Below are 14,507 nucleotides of genomic sequence, written 5' to 3' on the forward strand. Positions count from 1 at the left end.
TTTATGCTTTTGCTCCATTTGTGTGCTTTTTTAACGTTTTTTGGCCGAGATTACAGAGAAGTAACCCAGTGATGGGTACGTTTGTGGTGCCTCAAAACCAGCATTAACCAATAGTTTATAAAGTTCGGGCTCAGAAAATAATTGAGCACCGTGGTTCATATATAGATGAAAGGAGAATAAGCTGGGTGTAAGGCGCTTCTCGTCATAGAGCATATCGTGAATGAAAATGTAGCCCCCGCTGGGTAATAAACAGAAAGCTTTTTCAACTAATGACTGACCGACAGGCTCAAGCCAATCATGCAGCACATTACTAAAACAGATCCCATCAAAGCCTTTGGGCCACTCTGCACTAAATAAATCCCCTTTCACAATGGTAATTTGTTCGGTTTTTTTGAATTTCTGTACATACTCTTTGGCAGCCTCACAAACTGGGGCAAGGTCAAAGAGTAGGGCACTGCGTTCAGGATAGGTATCGCAGAAAGCGAGTGCAATCGTCCCAGAACCGGCACCGGCATCCAGCAAAGTCTTCACTGGGCTAAACATACCCTTTGAGGCCGCGGTTACAGCGGAAGCGAAACCTTGTGAGTGCATTAGATGGGTAAAGGCTGCAGCCGAGTCACTATCCATCTCGCCTTGCTGCCACATATCTGTTACGGAATGACCTTTGCATTCAAGTTCATATTCACGTTTAAGACTGGTTAAAATCTTTTTATCCAAGTGATTGATGTCATAGATTGCGAAAGGGTCCAGCAGAACTTCTCCCCAATAATAGGGGCTACTTTTATTCAGGTAATTTTCAGTAAGTTCAGAGTTCGTAAAGTGTTGGTCTTCAATGTTGACGTAGCCCAAGTGATGGAGTGCCAAAAGGTATAGCTGCATACCTTTATTGCTGAGTTGTAATTTCTCTGCTAGTGCTGCACTTGTGTTATAACCTTCATTAATCAGCCCGGCAATATCAAGTTGTGCTGCGACTTTAAGGCAGGCAAAAGTATAGTTGCCCATTAGGCGATCCCAGAGTGGGGAGTCCGATGCGGTCGGTGCTTGTATATGCATTAGGCACTCCTTCCTTGAGTTGACAATTTTAGCGGTAGTGGATTACACCAGTTTTATACAGTTCTTCTATCTCTTCTCCAGTAAGCCCCACTTTGCTTAAAATTTCCCTTGTGTTTTCGCCGTAGAGAGGAGCCTCCTGGAATTCCATTGCTGGAGTATCCCCAATAGAAAAGGGTGCGCTTAGGTATTTGATCGATTCCCGGCACTTGCTGCGAGTATAAGGAATTGAAACAATCTTGCCGTTATTACGGACATAGGAGTTGTTTAAAGCTTGAGCGATGTTATAAACAGGAGCACAGGGAACTTTCCCCTCCATCTGGTTAGCCCATTCTGCAGTGGTTTTTTTCTGGAAGAGGCGATCCAGGGTCTCGGTTAACGCTTCCCTGTGCTGTATTCTATCCGCATTTGATTGAAAGCGTGGATCCTCTTTGAGAGCATTTTCATTGAGCTCCATACATAGGATTTCCCAAAATTTTTGTGTTAAGCAGGCAACATAGAACCATCCATCGGCGGTTTTCACCAGTTGAGAAGGTGCCTGTGATGCGTGAGCAGAGCGTGGCTGCTTACCAGAAGTTACCCCCTCATTGAGGAACCATAGGCCCTGATAACAAAGGCAGTTGAGGGCAATATCAAACAAGTTTGTATCGAAATCGCCACCTTTACCTGTGATTTCGGTGCGCAGCAACCCAGAAACGGTACACAGTGCCGAATACACGCTCCCCAGTAAATCGACGACAGATACCCCAACTTTGGTGGGTATAGAACCTGGCTCTCCTGTGACCGACATCCAGCCGGTCTCTGCCTGCATGAGAAAATCATAGCCGGGCCAGCTTTTTCTATTGTTATCTCGGCCGTATCCAGAAAGGTGGGTACAAACGATTTTAGGATTGACAACTTTTAACTCTTCATATGTAACTCCAAGCTCCTCTGGTAAAGAACCGCGAAAGTTATCAATGACTGCGTCCGATTTAGAGACAAGCTTTAGGAAGACGTTTCTCCCGTCTGGCGTTCGAATATCCAATGCCAGGCTTTTCTTATTGTGGAGCGTTGACTCTCCACTTTCGTTATCTTCCTTATTCTCATCGAGATACAATGAGCCCATTCTTCTTAATGGGTTTCCATTTTGTTTAGGGTCCTCAATATTAATAACTTCGGCGCCTAACATGGCCAATAATGTGCCATGAAAAGAGCCTGCGCCCCAGGTTTCGAAGGAAAGAATGCGCTTATCTTGGAGAGGTAGCATTATGATAAGACCACTGTAATATTAGATATAGCTAACAATAGTCCGATATGAGCGCTGATGGATTGTTATACCACTTCAATTCGAAGTCGCCTATGGCTTTGAAGGGGATGATGTCATCCCGCTTTGGATAAAAAATTGATTTCTGAAGCCGATGCCAATGATTTTTCCTTGAAGCCTGAAGGAAGCTATAGGCATGTCGTATCTGGTTGCGAAAAACCTTGGATAATGCATATATTGGACATAAACCGCGTGAATAGTCTTACGTCAGGCTTGGTTTTTAGAGGTTCGTTAGCTGAAGATATCAGTCAATAGTGACTACGACTTTACCCATGGCTTGCCCACTGGCTAACCGTTCATGGGCTTTACCAATATCAGCTAGTCCATAGGATGTTTCGTCAAGTACTGGTCTGAGGCCATCCTCTTCAACAATAGACTTCAACGCTTTTAAAATGACACCATGCTTTTCACGATAAAAATTATGCAACATTGGGATAAGCATAAATACGACATGTAAAGATAGTCCTTTGAGGTGTGCTGTTGTTAGATCAAGTTCAACCATGGCAACCGTTGAGATAACTTGGCCATTGAGCGCAGATGCTTGAAATGAATTTAACATATTTGTACCACCAACGGAGTCAAACACAATATTGAAACCATCTCCCTTAGTGTATTTTTGTACATAGTCCTCTACTGATTCCTTTTTATAGTTGATAGGTGTCGCACCAAGTTGCTCTATCATCTTCATCTGTGGCTCACCAGAACCTGTTGAAAACACATCGGAACCAAAGTGCTTGGCTAGCTGTAAAGCAATATGACCAACTCCACCTGATCCACCATGGACTAGTACTCTCTGACCTGCTTGTATCCCCGCGCGTTGCCAGCCTTCATAGGCAGTAATACCAACTAATGGTAATGCAGCAGCCTCGCGCATACTTAAATTGGATGGTTTCAATGCTATTAATTTTGCATCTGAAACCATATATTCAGCCAGGGTCCCAGGTAGATTTGCTAATCCACCGGCACAACCATAAACTTCATCGCCAATTTTATAATCGGTTACACCATCACCAATTTCTTCAATTGTGCCAGAGAAATCCATACCCAAAATTGCGGGTAAGGGCGGAGAAAAAGGCAGTTCCTCCCCCATTTCTCTTAGCATTGTATCTACAGTGTTGACACTGGTTGCAGAGATTTTTATCAGTACATGTCCACTTTTGATGGTCGGCTTTTTTACGGTTACTTTTTTAAATACATCTGGGCTGCCGAAGGCGTTAATGATCATTGCTTTCATTTACAGTTTCTCGAAATTAATTGGTGGTCAGGTAAATTAAGAAGCACTCTTAATGTGATTGTTTGACTAAGACTCGAAAATCCATCACCATATTTTTTAGTTGAAAGGGTGTTATTGATTTATATACACAATAACACCCTTTGTAAGTTTAATTAATATTTTGCACCTTCATTACGAGTTCATTCCAATTGCGCTGATTTTCAATGTCATGCTCTAATCCTTGCTGATCCGCGATTGAGAATCGTTTTAGTGCGGGTGTTTTACTGGTTGCTTGGTATAGCCAGTAGGCTTCTGCTTTCAATGCCTCATCAATTGGTTTGTCGATTGATTCATATACAGCCTGCTTACACGCATTGATAGATTCAGCAGGGAATCGTGCAATTCTTTTTGCTAGAATGCCTACATATTCGTTGATTTCACCAGGGTCAAGTGCTTTATTAATTGTTCCAAATTCCTCTGCTTCATCCGCATCGAAGTCTCGGGCACTTAGAATGATCTCCAGCGCTCTCCCTAAGCCGGTCTGGCGAGCCATCCGAGATGCACCACCGCCGCAGGGCAGAATTCCCATACCAACTTCCATTTGCATAAACTTAAATTTGCCACGTGCGGCAAAGCGCATATCCATTGCCAATGCCAACTCGTGGCCGCCGCCTCGAGCAAAGCCTTCTAGTTTGGCAATGGTTGCCTGTGGAACTTTACTAATTCGCTCACAAACTGCTTGTAAATCGAGTAACTTGACTTCTTCACGGGATATTGCCTCATCAGACATATCCTTTAAGAGCTCGGTATCATAATGGCAGACCCAAATTTCAGGGTTTGCCGATTGAAAAACTACCACTTTGGTATTGCGATCCCGTTCCAGACGCATGGCTAAATTGTTAAGGTCCGCCAGCATTTCTTGCCCCTGGACATTAACTGGCCCAAAATCAAATGTGACCGTTAAAATGCCTTCCTTTTGAGCGGTTGAGAATGTAGTAAAGCCTTCATACTTCATCATTATGTCCTTTTAGGGGGGGAAGGTATTAGTTGTTTAAGTTACAGGTTATGGATTAGGGGATTTGAGCCCCTAACTCATTAGCAACGCGTTCAATTTCTAAAATAAGCAATTTACTCTTTGCCTCATCAAGAGCATCGGGGTGTGGCTGAGACCAATTACCCAGGTCGTTATCAAAGTACTTGCCGGTAGCACTGGAGAATTCATCACTAAGAGCTGCTCGAACCAATACATTAGCCCCAATACCGATATCTCTCCCAAGCGAGCCATAAGCCTCTTTGACCATTTTGCTGCCCAGGAATGATGCCGGGTTAATGGCAATAAATGCTGGGGCTTTATTGTCAAGGGATTTGGATAATTGGAATGTCCACATCGTAATAGCCAGTTTACTCTGGGCATAAGCATCACTATCGGAAAGAAGTTGCTCACCTTTAAGCGCTTCCAGATTCACAGGCGCTTGGGCGGCAGAGGATAGATTGATGATACGGCCATTACTATTGAACAGAGGTAAAAGGTGCTTGGTTAATATATATGGTGCAATAGTATTTACGATAAAACGAATATCGTACCCTGAGTCTGTAACCGGGTTAGGTATTTTAAGTACACCAGCATTGTTTATTAGTACGTCAATATTTGAATAATGATTTTTAACTTTTACTGCCAGTGCCTCAACTTCAGATAGGTTAGTGAGATCTGCCAGAAAAATATCTATTGTGGTTTCAGGGTAATCTTGTGAGATGCTTTTCGTTACCTGTGCCAGTTTAGACTTGCTTCTGCCATGCAACAGTAAAGTATGGCCTTTTGACGCTAATAGCTTTGCCGTTTCCAGTCCAATACCATCAGTTGCGCCTGTTAGTAAAATTGTCTTCTTCATTAATTATTCCTATCCTTTCAACTCTGGAAGAATATTTGTAGCAATCTGTTGAAGTGTTTCTTGTACGTCGCGTTTATTAAAGCGTAGATTAAGCGCAATATGATTAATGCCAATTGCCGCTCTTGACTTCAAATACACAGCTAATTGATTGATGCCGATGCGAAACCCCAAATGTATTGGTTGTGGCGGACAATCAGGGTCGCCAATAACATCAATATACAGTGGCTCCATAACTGGCTTGGCCGGGACCTCTTCTCTGCAGATGTTTTTTCTTAGTTGTTTGATAAAATGCTTCTGCTCTGCATGGGGCCTGGGGTATGTAATCCATCCGTCGCCATTGCTCACTAGCCAATCTGGGGCCTGCTGGGAGGACCCTGTTATTAGTAATGGCACTTGTTGGCCATAAGGCTTTGGCAAAAGGTCCACTTCGCCAGATACTGCCCCAAGACGATTGTCAAAATGAGGGTAGGGGGCTGTTATTTTTCGAATGTATTCGTAACTCTCACGAAAAATCGCCCCCCTCTCCTTATAAGGAACATTCATCGCTGGGTACTCTTCAGGGCGATCGCCGCTGGCAATGCCAAGGATAAATCGCCCTCCGGAGAGGTGATCAACCGAGGCAGCTGCTTTTGCAACGTGTGCTGGGTGGCGTAATGGCAAAATAAGACTCGCTACGCCGAGGCTAATCTTTGAAGTAGCACCTGCAAGTAATCCAAGATAGACGAAAGGGTCAAACACTTGCCCGGCATCACCAAATGAAGGCACATTGAACGGCACGTCTCTTAGCCAAACGGCGCTAAAACCTAGCTCCTCAGCGAGTTGAACTCTCTCAATATGATCTGCCATAGTTGGCACAGAGGTTGCCGAGTAGTTTTCAATAGGGACGACTATGCCTAAAGAAAGTCGTCCAGGCTTAAATACGCTATTGAAGCCAGTATTGATTTCGGGAAACCAACCATCTCTATCTCTTTGGCCAGAAGTCACTAAACATCCCCTTCAACATAGTTGACACAACGGGTTATGGTTGTTGGCATTGCCATGTCCTTTGCACAATTGGGATCATTCGGTCATATCCCATAAATGTTCAGAAGAAAGAAAATTACATCTATCGATCTCCTCTAATCGCGAACGAAATTCCTGTTATTGCTTGGCTACAAGCCCTTTGAGGGCAACTACTCAACAGTTGGGCAAAGCCTAATTCATTGGTTATTGCGAATAAATGATGTATAAATGGATTCAGAATACTGATTTTGGATATAATTAGTGGATACGAACGGAATAAGGCTTTTTGTGCTGGCTGCTGAGCTGCTCAATATCAGTTCCGCAGGGCGCCAGCTTGGTTTGGCTTCATCAGTAGCCAGTGCGCGCCTGTCAAAGCTTGAGGTTCAATTAGGGGCGGATCTATTCCATAGATCCACTCGGAAGGTCACTTTATCGACAGAAGGAGCCGAATTCCTTCCCTATGCTAGAGAGATCCTTGCCCAAGAAGATGCTGCCTTGGCAGCCCTGGGTAAAGGCAGTTCAAATGTGAGCGGAACGCTAAGATTTGCGGCTTCAAGCACATTTGTACAGCGCTTTGTAGCACCAATACTGCCTGAATTTCTTGAGCGATATCCCGGTGTGAATGTGGAGCTTAAGCTATCTGATACACAAGTTAACCTAATCGAGGGAGGCTTTGACTTAGCCCTACGCAACTATGCCGTAGAAGACAGTAGTCTTATTGGACGTAAACTTGCAGAAGACAAGAGAATCCTGTGCGCTTCCCCCAGCTACTTAAAGAAATACGGTGCCCCAAATACGCCTGAAGATCTCATTCGGCATCAGCTTTTGGTGTTTATGAATTCAAAGCCCAGAAAGCTGATATCTGAAAGTGATAAACAAGCTGGATCATTTCCTCCACCGAAAGGCAAGTCTCGAGTAATTTGTGATGATGGCGCCAGCATGCGTATAGCGGCCAAGGCCGGGGTTGGGGTTTGTATGAGTTCGTTATGGAATATTCATTCTGAGTTAGAAGAGGGCACACTGGTTCGGGTGCTTCCGGATTACAGAATTGATGACCAGGCAGCGATTTGGCTTGTCTACCCTAAATCTAATGTACTCACGTCAAAAGTCAGGGTGTTTATTGATTTCCTTGTTGAAAAGATTGGTGATTCGGCCACCTTGGCAAACTTGAAAATCTCATAAATTATTCCCCGCGTTATCCAGCTGTTCCGTAACTGGGGAGATAAATTGTATAGAAAATTGTGGCTGGAACTGTAAATTTAACGCTGTAGATGAAAGGACAGTTTTAATAGAGATGTAAGAAAGGAGTTGTTGTCGGCTAGAAATACAACAAACCCCTTCTTTAACTGGGGACACAAAAGAATTGCGTCTTTTGGGGTGAGGCTCAGTGGTGCGTTAATCCTGGACTCCGGCTAGCCTCAAATAAGAACCATGATCGCCTTTCGGCCTGATCAATATACTCCTCCAGTATACTTGCAGTTGCAATATCACGGTGCTTATCACAGAGCTCATGGACTTTGCGCATGTTGGCAATCATTTGCTGATTGTCTTCACCAAGTTCCGTAAGCATATCTTGTGGGTCTACATAATCCGCATCATTATCTGAAGATCGTTGCAGTTTGGCGATCTGACCAATGGAGCGAAGTGTGGTTCCCCCCAGTTTACGCACACGCTCTGCTAAAACATCGGTCATCTTGAAAATTTGACTGGCCTGATCGTCAAACAGTAGATGGTAGTCCCGGAAGTGTGGACCGCTCACATGCCAGTGAAAATTCTTCGTTTTCAAGTATAAGCTAAAGGTGTCTGCCAATAGTGTATTGACAGCAGTAGTAATGCTGCTCCTCGCGTTCTCGCCCAGATCCGTTGGAGCCGTAAGCCTGGCTTGATCCTTTGCGCTCACTTTTTCACTGGTTGCTTTTCTCATACGAAGCCTCACAAGGTTATGGCAAGGGGGGAGGACTAGAGGAGTAGATATTATCTTGGCATAAGATTAGACCTCTATGGGGTGACTTTCCAGTCAAATTGAGATCACTCTGAGACTCCCGGCTTTGCTCCCGCACAATATTTGGCAGGCGTCTGATCTAAACCAAAAGCCTTCATAAGTTGTCTACTTGCCCCAACATAGGACCCTAGCGTTGCGCCTGACCAGTAGCCTGTATCACAAGTCAAAGAAACACAGTCTCCTCCAAAAGTTACAAAAGGCTGATCACGCACTATTTTGCATGTGCAAATGGCCTTGAGTGGGTTCATTGGGTCGACAATGCAGGGTTGATCCAGGCAATCCGTCCAGGGTTTTCCCTCGGGACAGGAAAGTACTGGTTTAGTAGGTGCCTGAGCGAAAGAAAAAGTCGATAAGGTTTTTTTTACACCGGTCGAGTCAGTCACAGGAATCCGGGCTTTACATTCTGACATCCCAAAGTTCAAACCCCTGTTAACATCACATTGACAAATTGCATTTGAATCCGGGTTTCTGGGGTCCGGGATACAAGGAGCTGAAGTGCATAAGACATATTCATTACTGCAAATGATGCCCTCACTATTTTGGAGAGGCTTAAGCTTGCCTTCTTCAGCTGCTGTGTTAAACCCCGTAAAGGCAAGGGCAATCAAAATCATTGTGAATAAGAATGAATGTTTCTTCATGCACGTTTCCTTTATGAATTTAGGGTCGACTAGGATGTGAGTAGGTATTTATTCAAATTCAAATAATAGCAGTCGTTGATCAAATAGTGATTCCTATGTTGCTATCGGCCAGACAGTGTGTGGGAACACCCGAAGGATATGAATTTCAAATGGTCATTTTCAGCATCTAAATTGGTGTCGGGGTTTGCTAGATCACTACATGATGTATAGGGATAGAGTAGGGAACTATGATGATAACCTTTTACTTAACAGAAGGTCTTCTCCAGCATGGTTTCAATTTTGAAGGTAACCGAAAATTCTATAGGTTGTACTATTGAGTAGTATTGAGCCATTTAACAATGGCTTCATGCTCGCCTTCTCCTATTGTATTCATGCTTGGATGATGCCTACCATTAACTTTGAATATTTCTATATTATCTTTCTGCAATTGCTTATAACTTGCATACGGTGAAATTTGGTCTGAATCTGAGAGTATTAGTAGTGTCGGAGTCTGGGAGGATTTTAATAGAGGCTGTATGTTTGTATCTTTTAGCTTTACATTAGATTTTCTTAGAGCTAAAGCCGCTCCCTTGCGTATATTTTTCTCAGGGATAATCCGACTAAGTATGGGGTGGTCAATCTTTGCATAATTGTATACGGCCTCATCAAATTGCAGCATCGGAGCTAAAAGAATGACTCCGCTGATGTCTGATCTTAACGAAGAAATATGTGAGGCCGTTAAGGCGCCCATAGAGCTTCCTACAAGATATATATTTCCATCTTTAATAACCCCTTCTTCAATTAGGTTGTCAATAAGAGAGTTGATATATTTGCTATCATCCACTCCATATTTTTTTTTGCCACCAGTATCACCATGACCGAGAAGGTCTGGAACAACAACCTGAAGCCCAAGAAAGCGAAAATAAAGAGCAGAATCCAGCATGAATTCTTTTGAAGTGCGAAATCCATGCAATAAGATGGCGGTGCCAAAGTAACTTCGATCTAAAGAATTTCTACTTAAGTTAATCTTAACGATATTTTCTCTGTCACCCCGACTTAATGTTACAGAGTAGTTAAGATTATTTTCGACTAAAGGTGAACCGTAATAATAGCTAATACATATCTTTTTTTCTGATGGGCAATATTCTGTTTTCTTGAAATCTAACTTCTCAATGCGCTCGGTAGTTATTCTGTCAACAAATGAAAAGTTTTCAGCTTTTTCTATTGAGCTAGCGATTCTTTGAGAGCAGGCTGGGATAACTATGCATATTGAGATAACGGTTAATACTTTGGCTGAAATTGACTTGGCTTTCATATTGCTTGAGTTTAAATGGCAACTACAGTTTATTCATATGGCGCGTAGATAAATTCACGGCGCCATAAATTCCTCACTTGGTGATATCCCGCGTCAGCTTACTCTTGATATTTCAGCTTAGCTGAGCTTAAAATTCAGCTCAAACTTCCATTGCTTGGTCAAAGTCACTATCAATTAGGAAGTATATCTTGGCGGACGAGGTTTCTAGTGTTTTAACAATATACCCGCCTAATGTAAATTTTAGGTTGATCAAAATAAACATCTAGGCCTAATCCTATTGCCGTCATTTCATATCTTGTAGTTTAAAGATCATTAGCGAGCTTTAATCACTTTAATTTTGGATAGTGCTTACTTGGCAGTAGAGTAGGGCGGTCGTTTTACCGCGCCTCCTTAACCCGCTTGCTTCGCCCGCTTTCATGTCGTTCCCGCATATCGGAATCAATATAGCGATCGGTTGTGGCCATACTGGCATGGCCCGCATCATCACGAACATGTTCGCGGGGACGATATTTCACATCTTCGGAGATTCCTGTGTGTCTTAGCCAGTGCACCGTGGCAGCTTTCAAGTCTTCCGCATCTTCACCAAGGCCTTCTTCAACCATCCGTTGGTAAGCGGCATCGAAACAGTTCTGTACGATTAGCCTCACCTGTCGCGTGCTAGTAATAGGGCCTTTGCCTCGAGATTTCTGTACCAGTGGCGTCTGCTCATTGATACTAGGCAGAGCAGGGAGATGCAAATGTTTTCTATATCGTTTGAGGGCACTTAGCATCTGGTTGCAAACGGTGATAGCACGACCCTTATTACCTTTACCGGTGACGTGAAACCACCAGTTTCCGTCACGATCTTTCTTGAAATCACCCATCACTGGCGCCGAACGTTCATCCGCAACCAACTCGGAAATACGCAGATACATGGCGAATAAGGCGTTCATGATGAACAGAGTACGTTCGTGTTCAGCTGGTGATATTTCTGCCAGGATTTCTGCGGTTTCCAGCACATAGTCCCACTGTAGGTTGCTGATTCGACGCACGACTTGGCTTTGCTGATCGCGCCGTACAAACTTGCTTTTCTGGCGGATCAGGGCCACAGGGTTGGCGGGCACAAGGCCTTCCTGAAAGAGAAAATCGAAGAAAGACGACAGCGCGGTAAAGGTGCATTTTATTGCGGCCTGGGATGGCCTGAAGTCTTTGGATGATGGTGTTTTACCAGCACGAAATTCTACTTTGGAGACATTCACCACAAATGGCCGCCAGTCGGCATTTGCGATGCGTTGGCCATTATGGGTTTTAAACCTAGCGACATTTTTGGTGCCGATCCAGGTGATTGGGGGCTCAATACAGAACTGCACGAATGCCTCAATGTGTTCGCGCTTCAGCGATAAGATCGAGGCCTCCTCAATGCGCCAGGCCCATTGCAGCAATCTCTCAATCTCGCGGCGATAGCTATTAAACGTAGCTTGGCTGCCGTTGTAGCTGTAAAGAAACTTGAGTGCGAACTCCAGATCGGTATCAGCACCGAGAACGTGCGTATTGAGGTAGTGGTTGGCGGAAAAGTTGGTGCAACGAAATGGATTCTCAAAGTGACTGAGGTTGTCGATAAATGGCGTTGGTGGCTGATTGATGGCAGACATATGAAGGCTAGGTATTGTTGTTGGAATTTGGCTGATTATACGGCGAAATCACCGAATTATGAAATATCCGATATTCACAAATATCGGAAATAGCGGGAGCCCTGATGGGGCCTAACTCTTAGCTTTTTTCTTGGCTGCTATTTCCGATAACCATGTCTGTCCCTCTTGTGGGAACGACTGATTGCGATGTTCTGGCCGAACTTGTATCTGGTCGAGCTCTCCGATTATCTCACGTAATGCCCCCATGATGCTTTCCGTCTGTTTGGGGTTCCTGGTCTTAAGGTTAACCAGGTCTCGATTAATGCTCTGAAGGAAGTCGCGGAGCGGCTGAACTTCATTGGCAAAAATCGTGAGATGCACATCAAACATAGCTGGGTTATCAACTAACACACCAGCGCCCGCGCAGTTCATGCAAACTCTCCATTGTCGATCAATGACTATCCCTGCACATTGACTACAAAGCCTCTCAAGCAGCTGTATCGGGTATTCAATTGGTCAACTAGGTGTAAGTTCAGCAGTGTCGGGCTCGCTTTCGAAATCGTTGCTGGTCGGGTCGTTCTCGGCGGGATCAAAGCTGTCGGCACGTGCCATGTGCCAGGCCCGGGCATAGAAGCCCCCCTCGGAGGGTTCCCCAAGCAATTCGCCAGGTTTGAGGAAGACGTGGATTTGCGAAAACAGCTGCTGGCCCTTAACTGGCACAAAACGACTATCCATGGAGAAATCTACCATTGATTTCACGGCAGTATCGATCATTTATGGGCTTTAACCCAGCACGGAAAGTCGGCATTGTTGCCCTGGCAGATACTCCGAGTTGCAAAGGGCTGGATGATATTGGGCATCATTTCTTAAACTCCCAGTAGGCGGTATCTACCAACATCGTCCCTACCCCAGATTTCGAAACTGTACCTGAGGAGGTACTTTTGAGAGGTATCGGATGTTATAAACATGCGCCAGACGATGTTACTGAAATCAGTCGTGGGCATACTGGTCGCATAGTTTCAGTGGAATACGCGAAATTTGTAATTCGACCGCAATCGTCCACAATTTATGCATCGAAGATGGTACCAGGACTGGCTATCGAATTTGAAGGCGGCGTTATAGACCCTGCCCATTCCCTTATGCTACGTCAAGGTGGAATAGTTTATACCTCTTATCGCTTACCATAATTTGGGTAGTCGAAGAACTCCTTATTGCCCTCAGGCGAATAAGTTAAAAGGAAAGATTAATGGCCCACCCAGAAATTACGATGTCTGACGACACAATCCACAACCCCAAGGAGCCCCGACACTTTATGCGTGCCAAAATTGTGCCAAGGACTGTGCGTGTACGTCATGGTGGCAAAGTGATTGCCGAAAGCAATAACGTTTTGAGAGTTACCGAGCTCGAAAAAGATATACTTGATCCCGTTTTTTATTTTCCCAAAGAAGATATTTTCATACCTCTCTTTCCTCTTGACGGTAAGACTAGCCATTGTCCACTTAAAGGCGATGCCAGCTATTTCGCTGTCGATGATAAAGGCGAAACCATTGCATGGGCCTATGAAGCCGCTTTTGAGCTTGCCAAAGTAATCAACGGACGTATCGCGTTCTTCCCCGATCATGTCGTTATCGAAGAGGTTGGCGCCTCATCATGAGGTCAAAAATAGGTATGGCAAAAGTGCCTCTGAATAGCTGGATTAATGAGTGAGTGAAAAATTTCTTTTTAAGAACCATATGATCCAGCTAGAAAGAACAAATGGAGCAGTTAAAATAATAACATTAGCACTCATAAGGGTCACTGCAATTGGAACGGTTAACACACTTCCTGCAAGTGGGGCTAACCACTGTTTACTTCCATTTGATAATGCAATAGCACTCAGGGATGCATTATAACCAAAGACCCCAGCAAGGATAAGTGTTGGTGATAAATCTAGGAACATGGCCAGTAATGTAGCAAGCACACCGCCAATTATGCTCCAAAAAGCATGTGCTTTGCTGGAAATGAAAACTCCAACCAAAAAACAAATACCTGTAATGGGATTGTTTTGAAAGATAATCTGGCCTATACCTTCGAATACACCCCATGTTGAAATTTTTTCACTCGTAAGTGTTTCGGCCGACGCTAAATTTAGTGTTGGGGCCAATGTCCATATCGCCCATATGACCAGGATGTATGGCGCGGTATAAGCTGGAAGTGAAATATGACACATCATAAAGCGTATAATGAAGACTGTTAGAGCGCTTCCACCAATAATTAAAAAAACAGTAAGTGCAGATGGGGCATAGAGAGAGAATATGACCACACCAACCAAAGCGCCATTATACCCAAATCGTCCCTCTTCAATTTGTTTCGCTGGGTAATGTAAAGTACATGCACAAGCCGTTGCCGTGATAACACCAAGAGTGATTCCAAGAGCCATGATAGTGGAATTATTAACCCGGCGATCCTATAGTTCTATATAATATCCAAATGGATATTATTGATGCAAGAAAATTACCCGCTTCCG

Annotated in this window: 15 protein-coding genes; 2 read left to right on the forward strand and 13 right to left on the reverse strand. The window is 44.1% G+C overall.

Translation table 11 applies throughout. From position 1 onward, the window contains the following. Positions 1-30 precede the first annotated feature (30 nt). The 6 genes from Q1A69_RS15060 to Q1A69_RS15085 form a co-directional block, all read right to left on the reverse strand. A complete protein-coding gene (locus Q1A69_RS15060; protein ID WP_299587029.1) occupies positions 31-1,053 on the reverse strand; it encodes a methyltransferase in 1,023 nt (340 codons plus the stop codon). A gap of 28 nt (positions 1,054-1,081) precedes the next feature. After that, entirely contained in the window at positions 1,082-2,296 is a 1,215-nt protein-coding gene (locus Q1A69_RS15065; protein ID WP_299587032.1) for a CoA transferase, read from the reverse strand. Between the two features lie 301 nt (positions 2,297-2,597). After that, on the reverse strand, positions 2,598-3,587 hold the full coding sequence (locus tag Q1A69_RS15070) for a zinc-dependent alcohol dehydrogenase family protein (RefSeq protein WP_299587035.1): 990 nt from the start codon (positions 3,585-3,587) through the stop codon (positions 2,598-2,600). Between the two features lie 148 nt (positions 3,588-3,735). Next, positions 3,736-4,581 (reverse strand): enoyl-CoA hydratase/isomerase family protein, encoded by an 846-nt coding sequence (locus Q1A69_RS15075; protein ID WP_299587038.1) that lies wholly within the window; start codon positions 4,579-4,581, stop codon positions 3,736-3,738. A gap of 55 nt (positions 4,582-4,636) precedes the next feature. After that, the gene (locus tag Q1A69_RS15080) at positions 4,637-5,455 is read right to left on the reverse strand and encodes an SDR family NAD(P)-dependent oxidoreductase (RefSeq protein ID WP_299587040.1); all 819 of its coding nucleotides are present in this window, start codon (positions 5,453-5,455) and stop codon (positions 4,637-4,639) included. Positions 5,456-5,464: 9 nt separating this feature from the next. Continuing rightward, complete coding sequence (locus Q1A69_RS15085) at positions 5,465-6,439, reverse strand: LLM class oxidoreductase (RefSeq protein WP_299587043.1); 975 nt, start codon at positions 6,437-6,439, stop codon at positions 5,465-5,467. Between the two features lie 279 nt (positions 6,440-6,718). On the opposite strand from Q1A69_RS15085, the gene Q1A69_RS15090 reads away from it, so the two are divergent. Further along, positions 6,719-7,639, forward strand: coding sequence for a LysR family transcriptional regulator (locus Q1A69_RS15090; protein WP_299587045.1), 921 nt, complete (start codon positions 6,719-6,721; stop codon positions 7,637-7,639). A gap of 202 nt (positions 7,640-7,841) precedes the next feature. Here the strand turns inward: Q1A69_RS15090 and Q1A69_RS15095 are convergent, their stop codons facing one another. From Q1A69_RS15095 to Q1A69_RS15120, 6 genes are all read right to left on the reverse strand, one after another. Further along, positions 7,842-8,381: a DNA starvation/stationary phase protection protein gene (locus Q1A69_RS15095; RefSeq protein ID WP_299587048.1), complete on the reverse strand. Its 540-nt coding sequence runs from the start codon at positions 8,379-8,381 to the stop codon at positions 7,842-7,844. A 104-nt stretch (positions 8,382-8,485) separates the two neighbouring features. Continuing rightward, complete coding sequence (locus tag Q1A69_RS15100; RefSeq protein ID WP_299587051.1) at positions 8,486-9,097, reverse strand: hypothetical protein; 612 nt, start codon at positions 9,095-9,097, stop codon at positions 8,486-8,488. A gap of 310 nt (positions 9,098-9,407) precedes the next feature. Beyond that, positions 9,408-10,391: an alpha/beta fold hydrolase gene (locus Q1A69_RS15105; RefSeq protein ID WP_299587053.1), complete on the reverse strand. Its 984-nt coding sequence runs from the start codon at positions 10,389-10,391 to the stop codon at positions 9,408-9,410. A 377-nt stretch (positions 10,392-10,768) separates the two neighbouring features. Beyond that, the gene (locus Q1A69_RS15110; RefSeq protein WP_299587056.1) at positions 10,769-12,022 is read right to left on the reverse strand and encodes a site-specific integrase; all 1,254 of its coding nucleotides are present in this window, start codon (positions 12,020-12,022) and stop codon (positions 10,769-10,771) included. A gap of 111 nt (positions 12,023-12,133) precedes the next feature. Then, positions 12,134-12,433, reverse strand: a complete 300-nt coding sequence (locus Q1A69_RS15115; protein WP_299587058.1) for a hypothetical protein — start codon at positions 12,431-12,433, stop codon at positions 12,134-12,136. 84 nt (positions 12,434-12,517) lie between these two features. Further along, positions 12,518-12,775 carry a hypothetical protein gene (locus Q1A69_RS15120; protein WP_299587060.1) on the reverse strand — a complete coding sequence of 86 codons (258 nt, stop codon included), beginning with the start codon at positions 12,773-12,775 and terminating at the stop codon, positions 12,518-12,520. Between the two features lie 472 nt (positions 12,776-13,247). On the opposite strand from Q1A69_RS15120, the gene Q1A69_RS15125 reads away from it, so the two are divergent. Beyond that, positions 13,248-13,655, forward strand: coding sequence for a DUF427 domain-containing protein (locus tag Q1A69_RS15125; RefSeq protein ID WP_299587063.1), 408 nt, complete (start codon positions 13,248-13,250; stop codon positions 13,653-13,655). A gap of 42 nt (positions 13,656-13,697) precedes the next feature. Here Q1A69_RS15125 and Q1A69_RS15130 read toward each other — a convergent pair whose 3' ends face one another. Continuing rightward, positions 13,698-14,420, reverse strand: a complete 723-nt coding sequence (locus Q1A69_RS15130) for an urea transporter (protein WP_299587066.1) — start codon at positions 14,418-14,420, stop codon at positions 13,698-13,700. Between the last annotated feature and the right edge of the window lie 87 nt (positions 14,421-14,507).

The sequence above is a fragment of the uncultured Microbulbifer sp. genome (assembly GCF_947498635.1).
Lineage (GTDB): Bacteria > Pseudomonadota > Gammaproteobacteria > Pseudomonadales > Cellvibrionaceae > Microbulbifer > Microbulbifer echini.

Excerpts from the sequence above, each read along its gene's own strand:
- Q1A69_RS15120 (WP_299587060.1), bottom strand. The coding sequence starts at position 12,775 with ATGATCGATACTGCCGTGAAATCAATGGTAGATTTCTCCATGGATAGT.
- Q1A69_RS15130 (WP_299587066.1), bottom strand. The coding sequence starts at position 14,420 with ATGGCTCTTGGAATCACTCTTGGTGTTATCACGGCAACGGCTTGTGCA.
- Q1A69_RS15095 (WP_299587048.1), bottom strand. The coding sequence starts at position 8,381 with ATGAGAAAAGCAACCAGTGAAAAAGTGAGCGCAAAGGATCAAGCCAGG.
- Q1A69_RS15105 (WP_299587053.1), bottom strand. The coding sequence starts at position 10,391 with ATGAAAGCCAAGTCAATTTCAGCCAAAGTATTAACCGTTATCTCAATA.
- Q1A69_RS15115 (WP_299587058.1), bottom strand. The coding sequence starts at position 12,433 with ATGAACTGCGCGGGCGCTGGTGTGTTAGTTGATAACCCAGCTATGTTT.
- Q1A69_RS15125 (WP_299587063.1), top strand. The coding sequence starts at position 13,248 with ATGGCCCACCCAGAAATTACGATGTCTGACGACACAATCCACAACCCC.
- Q1A69_RS15065 (WP_299587032.1), bottom strand. The coding sequence starts at position 2,296 with ATGCTACCTCTCCAAGATAAGCGCATTCTTTCCTTCGAAACCTGGGGC.
- Q1A69_RS15060 (WP_299587029.1), bottom strand. The coding sequence starts at position 1,053 with ATGCATATACAAGCACCGACCGCATCGGACTCCCCACTCTGGGATCGC.
- Q1A69_RS15070 (WP_299587035.1), bottom strand. The coding sequence starts at position 3,587 with ATGAAAGCAATGATCATTAACGCCTTCGGCAGCCCAGATGTATTTAAA.
- Q1A69_RS15080 (WP_299587040.1), bottom strand. The coding sequence starts at position 5,455 with ATGAAGAAGACAATTTTACTAACAGGCGCAACTGATGGTATTGGACTG.
- Q1A69_RS15110 (WP_299587056.1), bottom strand. The coding sequence starts at position 12,022 with ATGTCTGCCATCAATCAGCCACCAACGCCATTTATCGACAACCTCAGT.
- Q1A69_RS15075 (WP_299587038.1), bottom strand. The coding sequence starts at position 4,581 with ATGAAGTATGAAGGCTTTACTACATTCTCAACCGCTCAAAAGGAAGGC.
- Q1A69_RS15100 (WP_299587051.1), bottom strand. The coding sequence starts at position 9,097 with ATGAAGAAACATTCATTCTTATTCACAATGATTTTGATTGCCCTTGCC.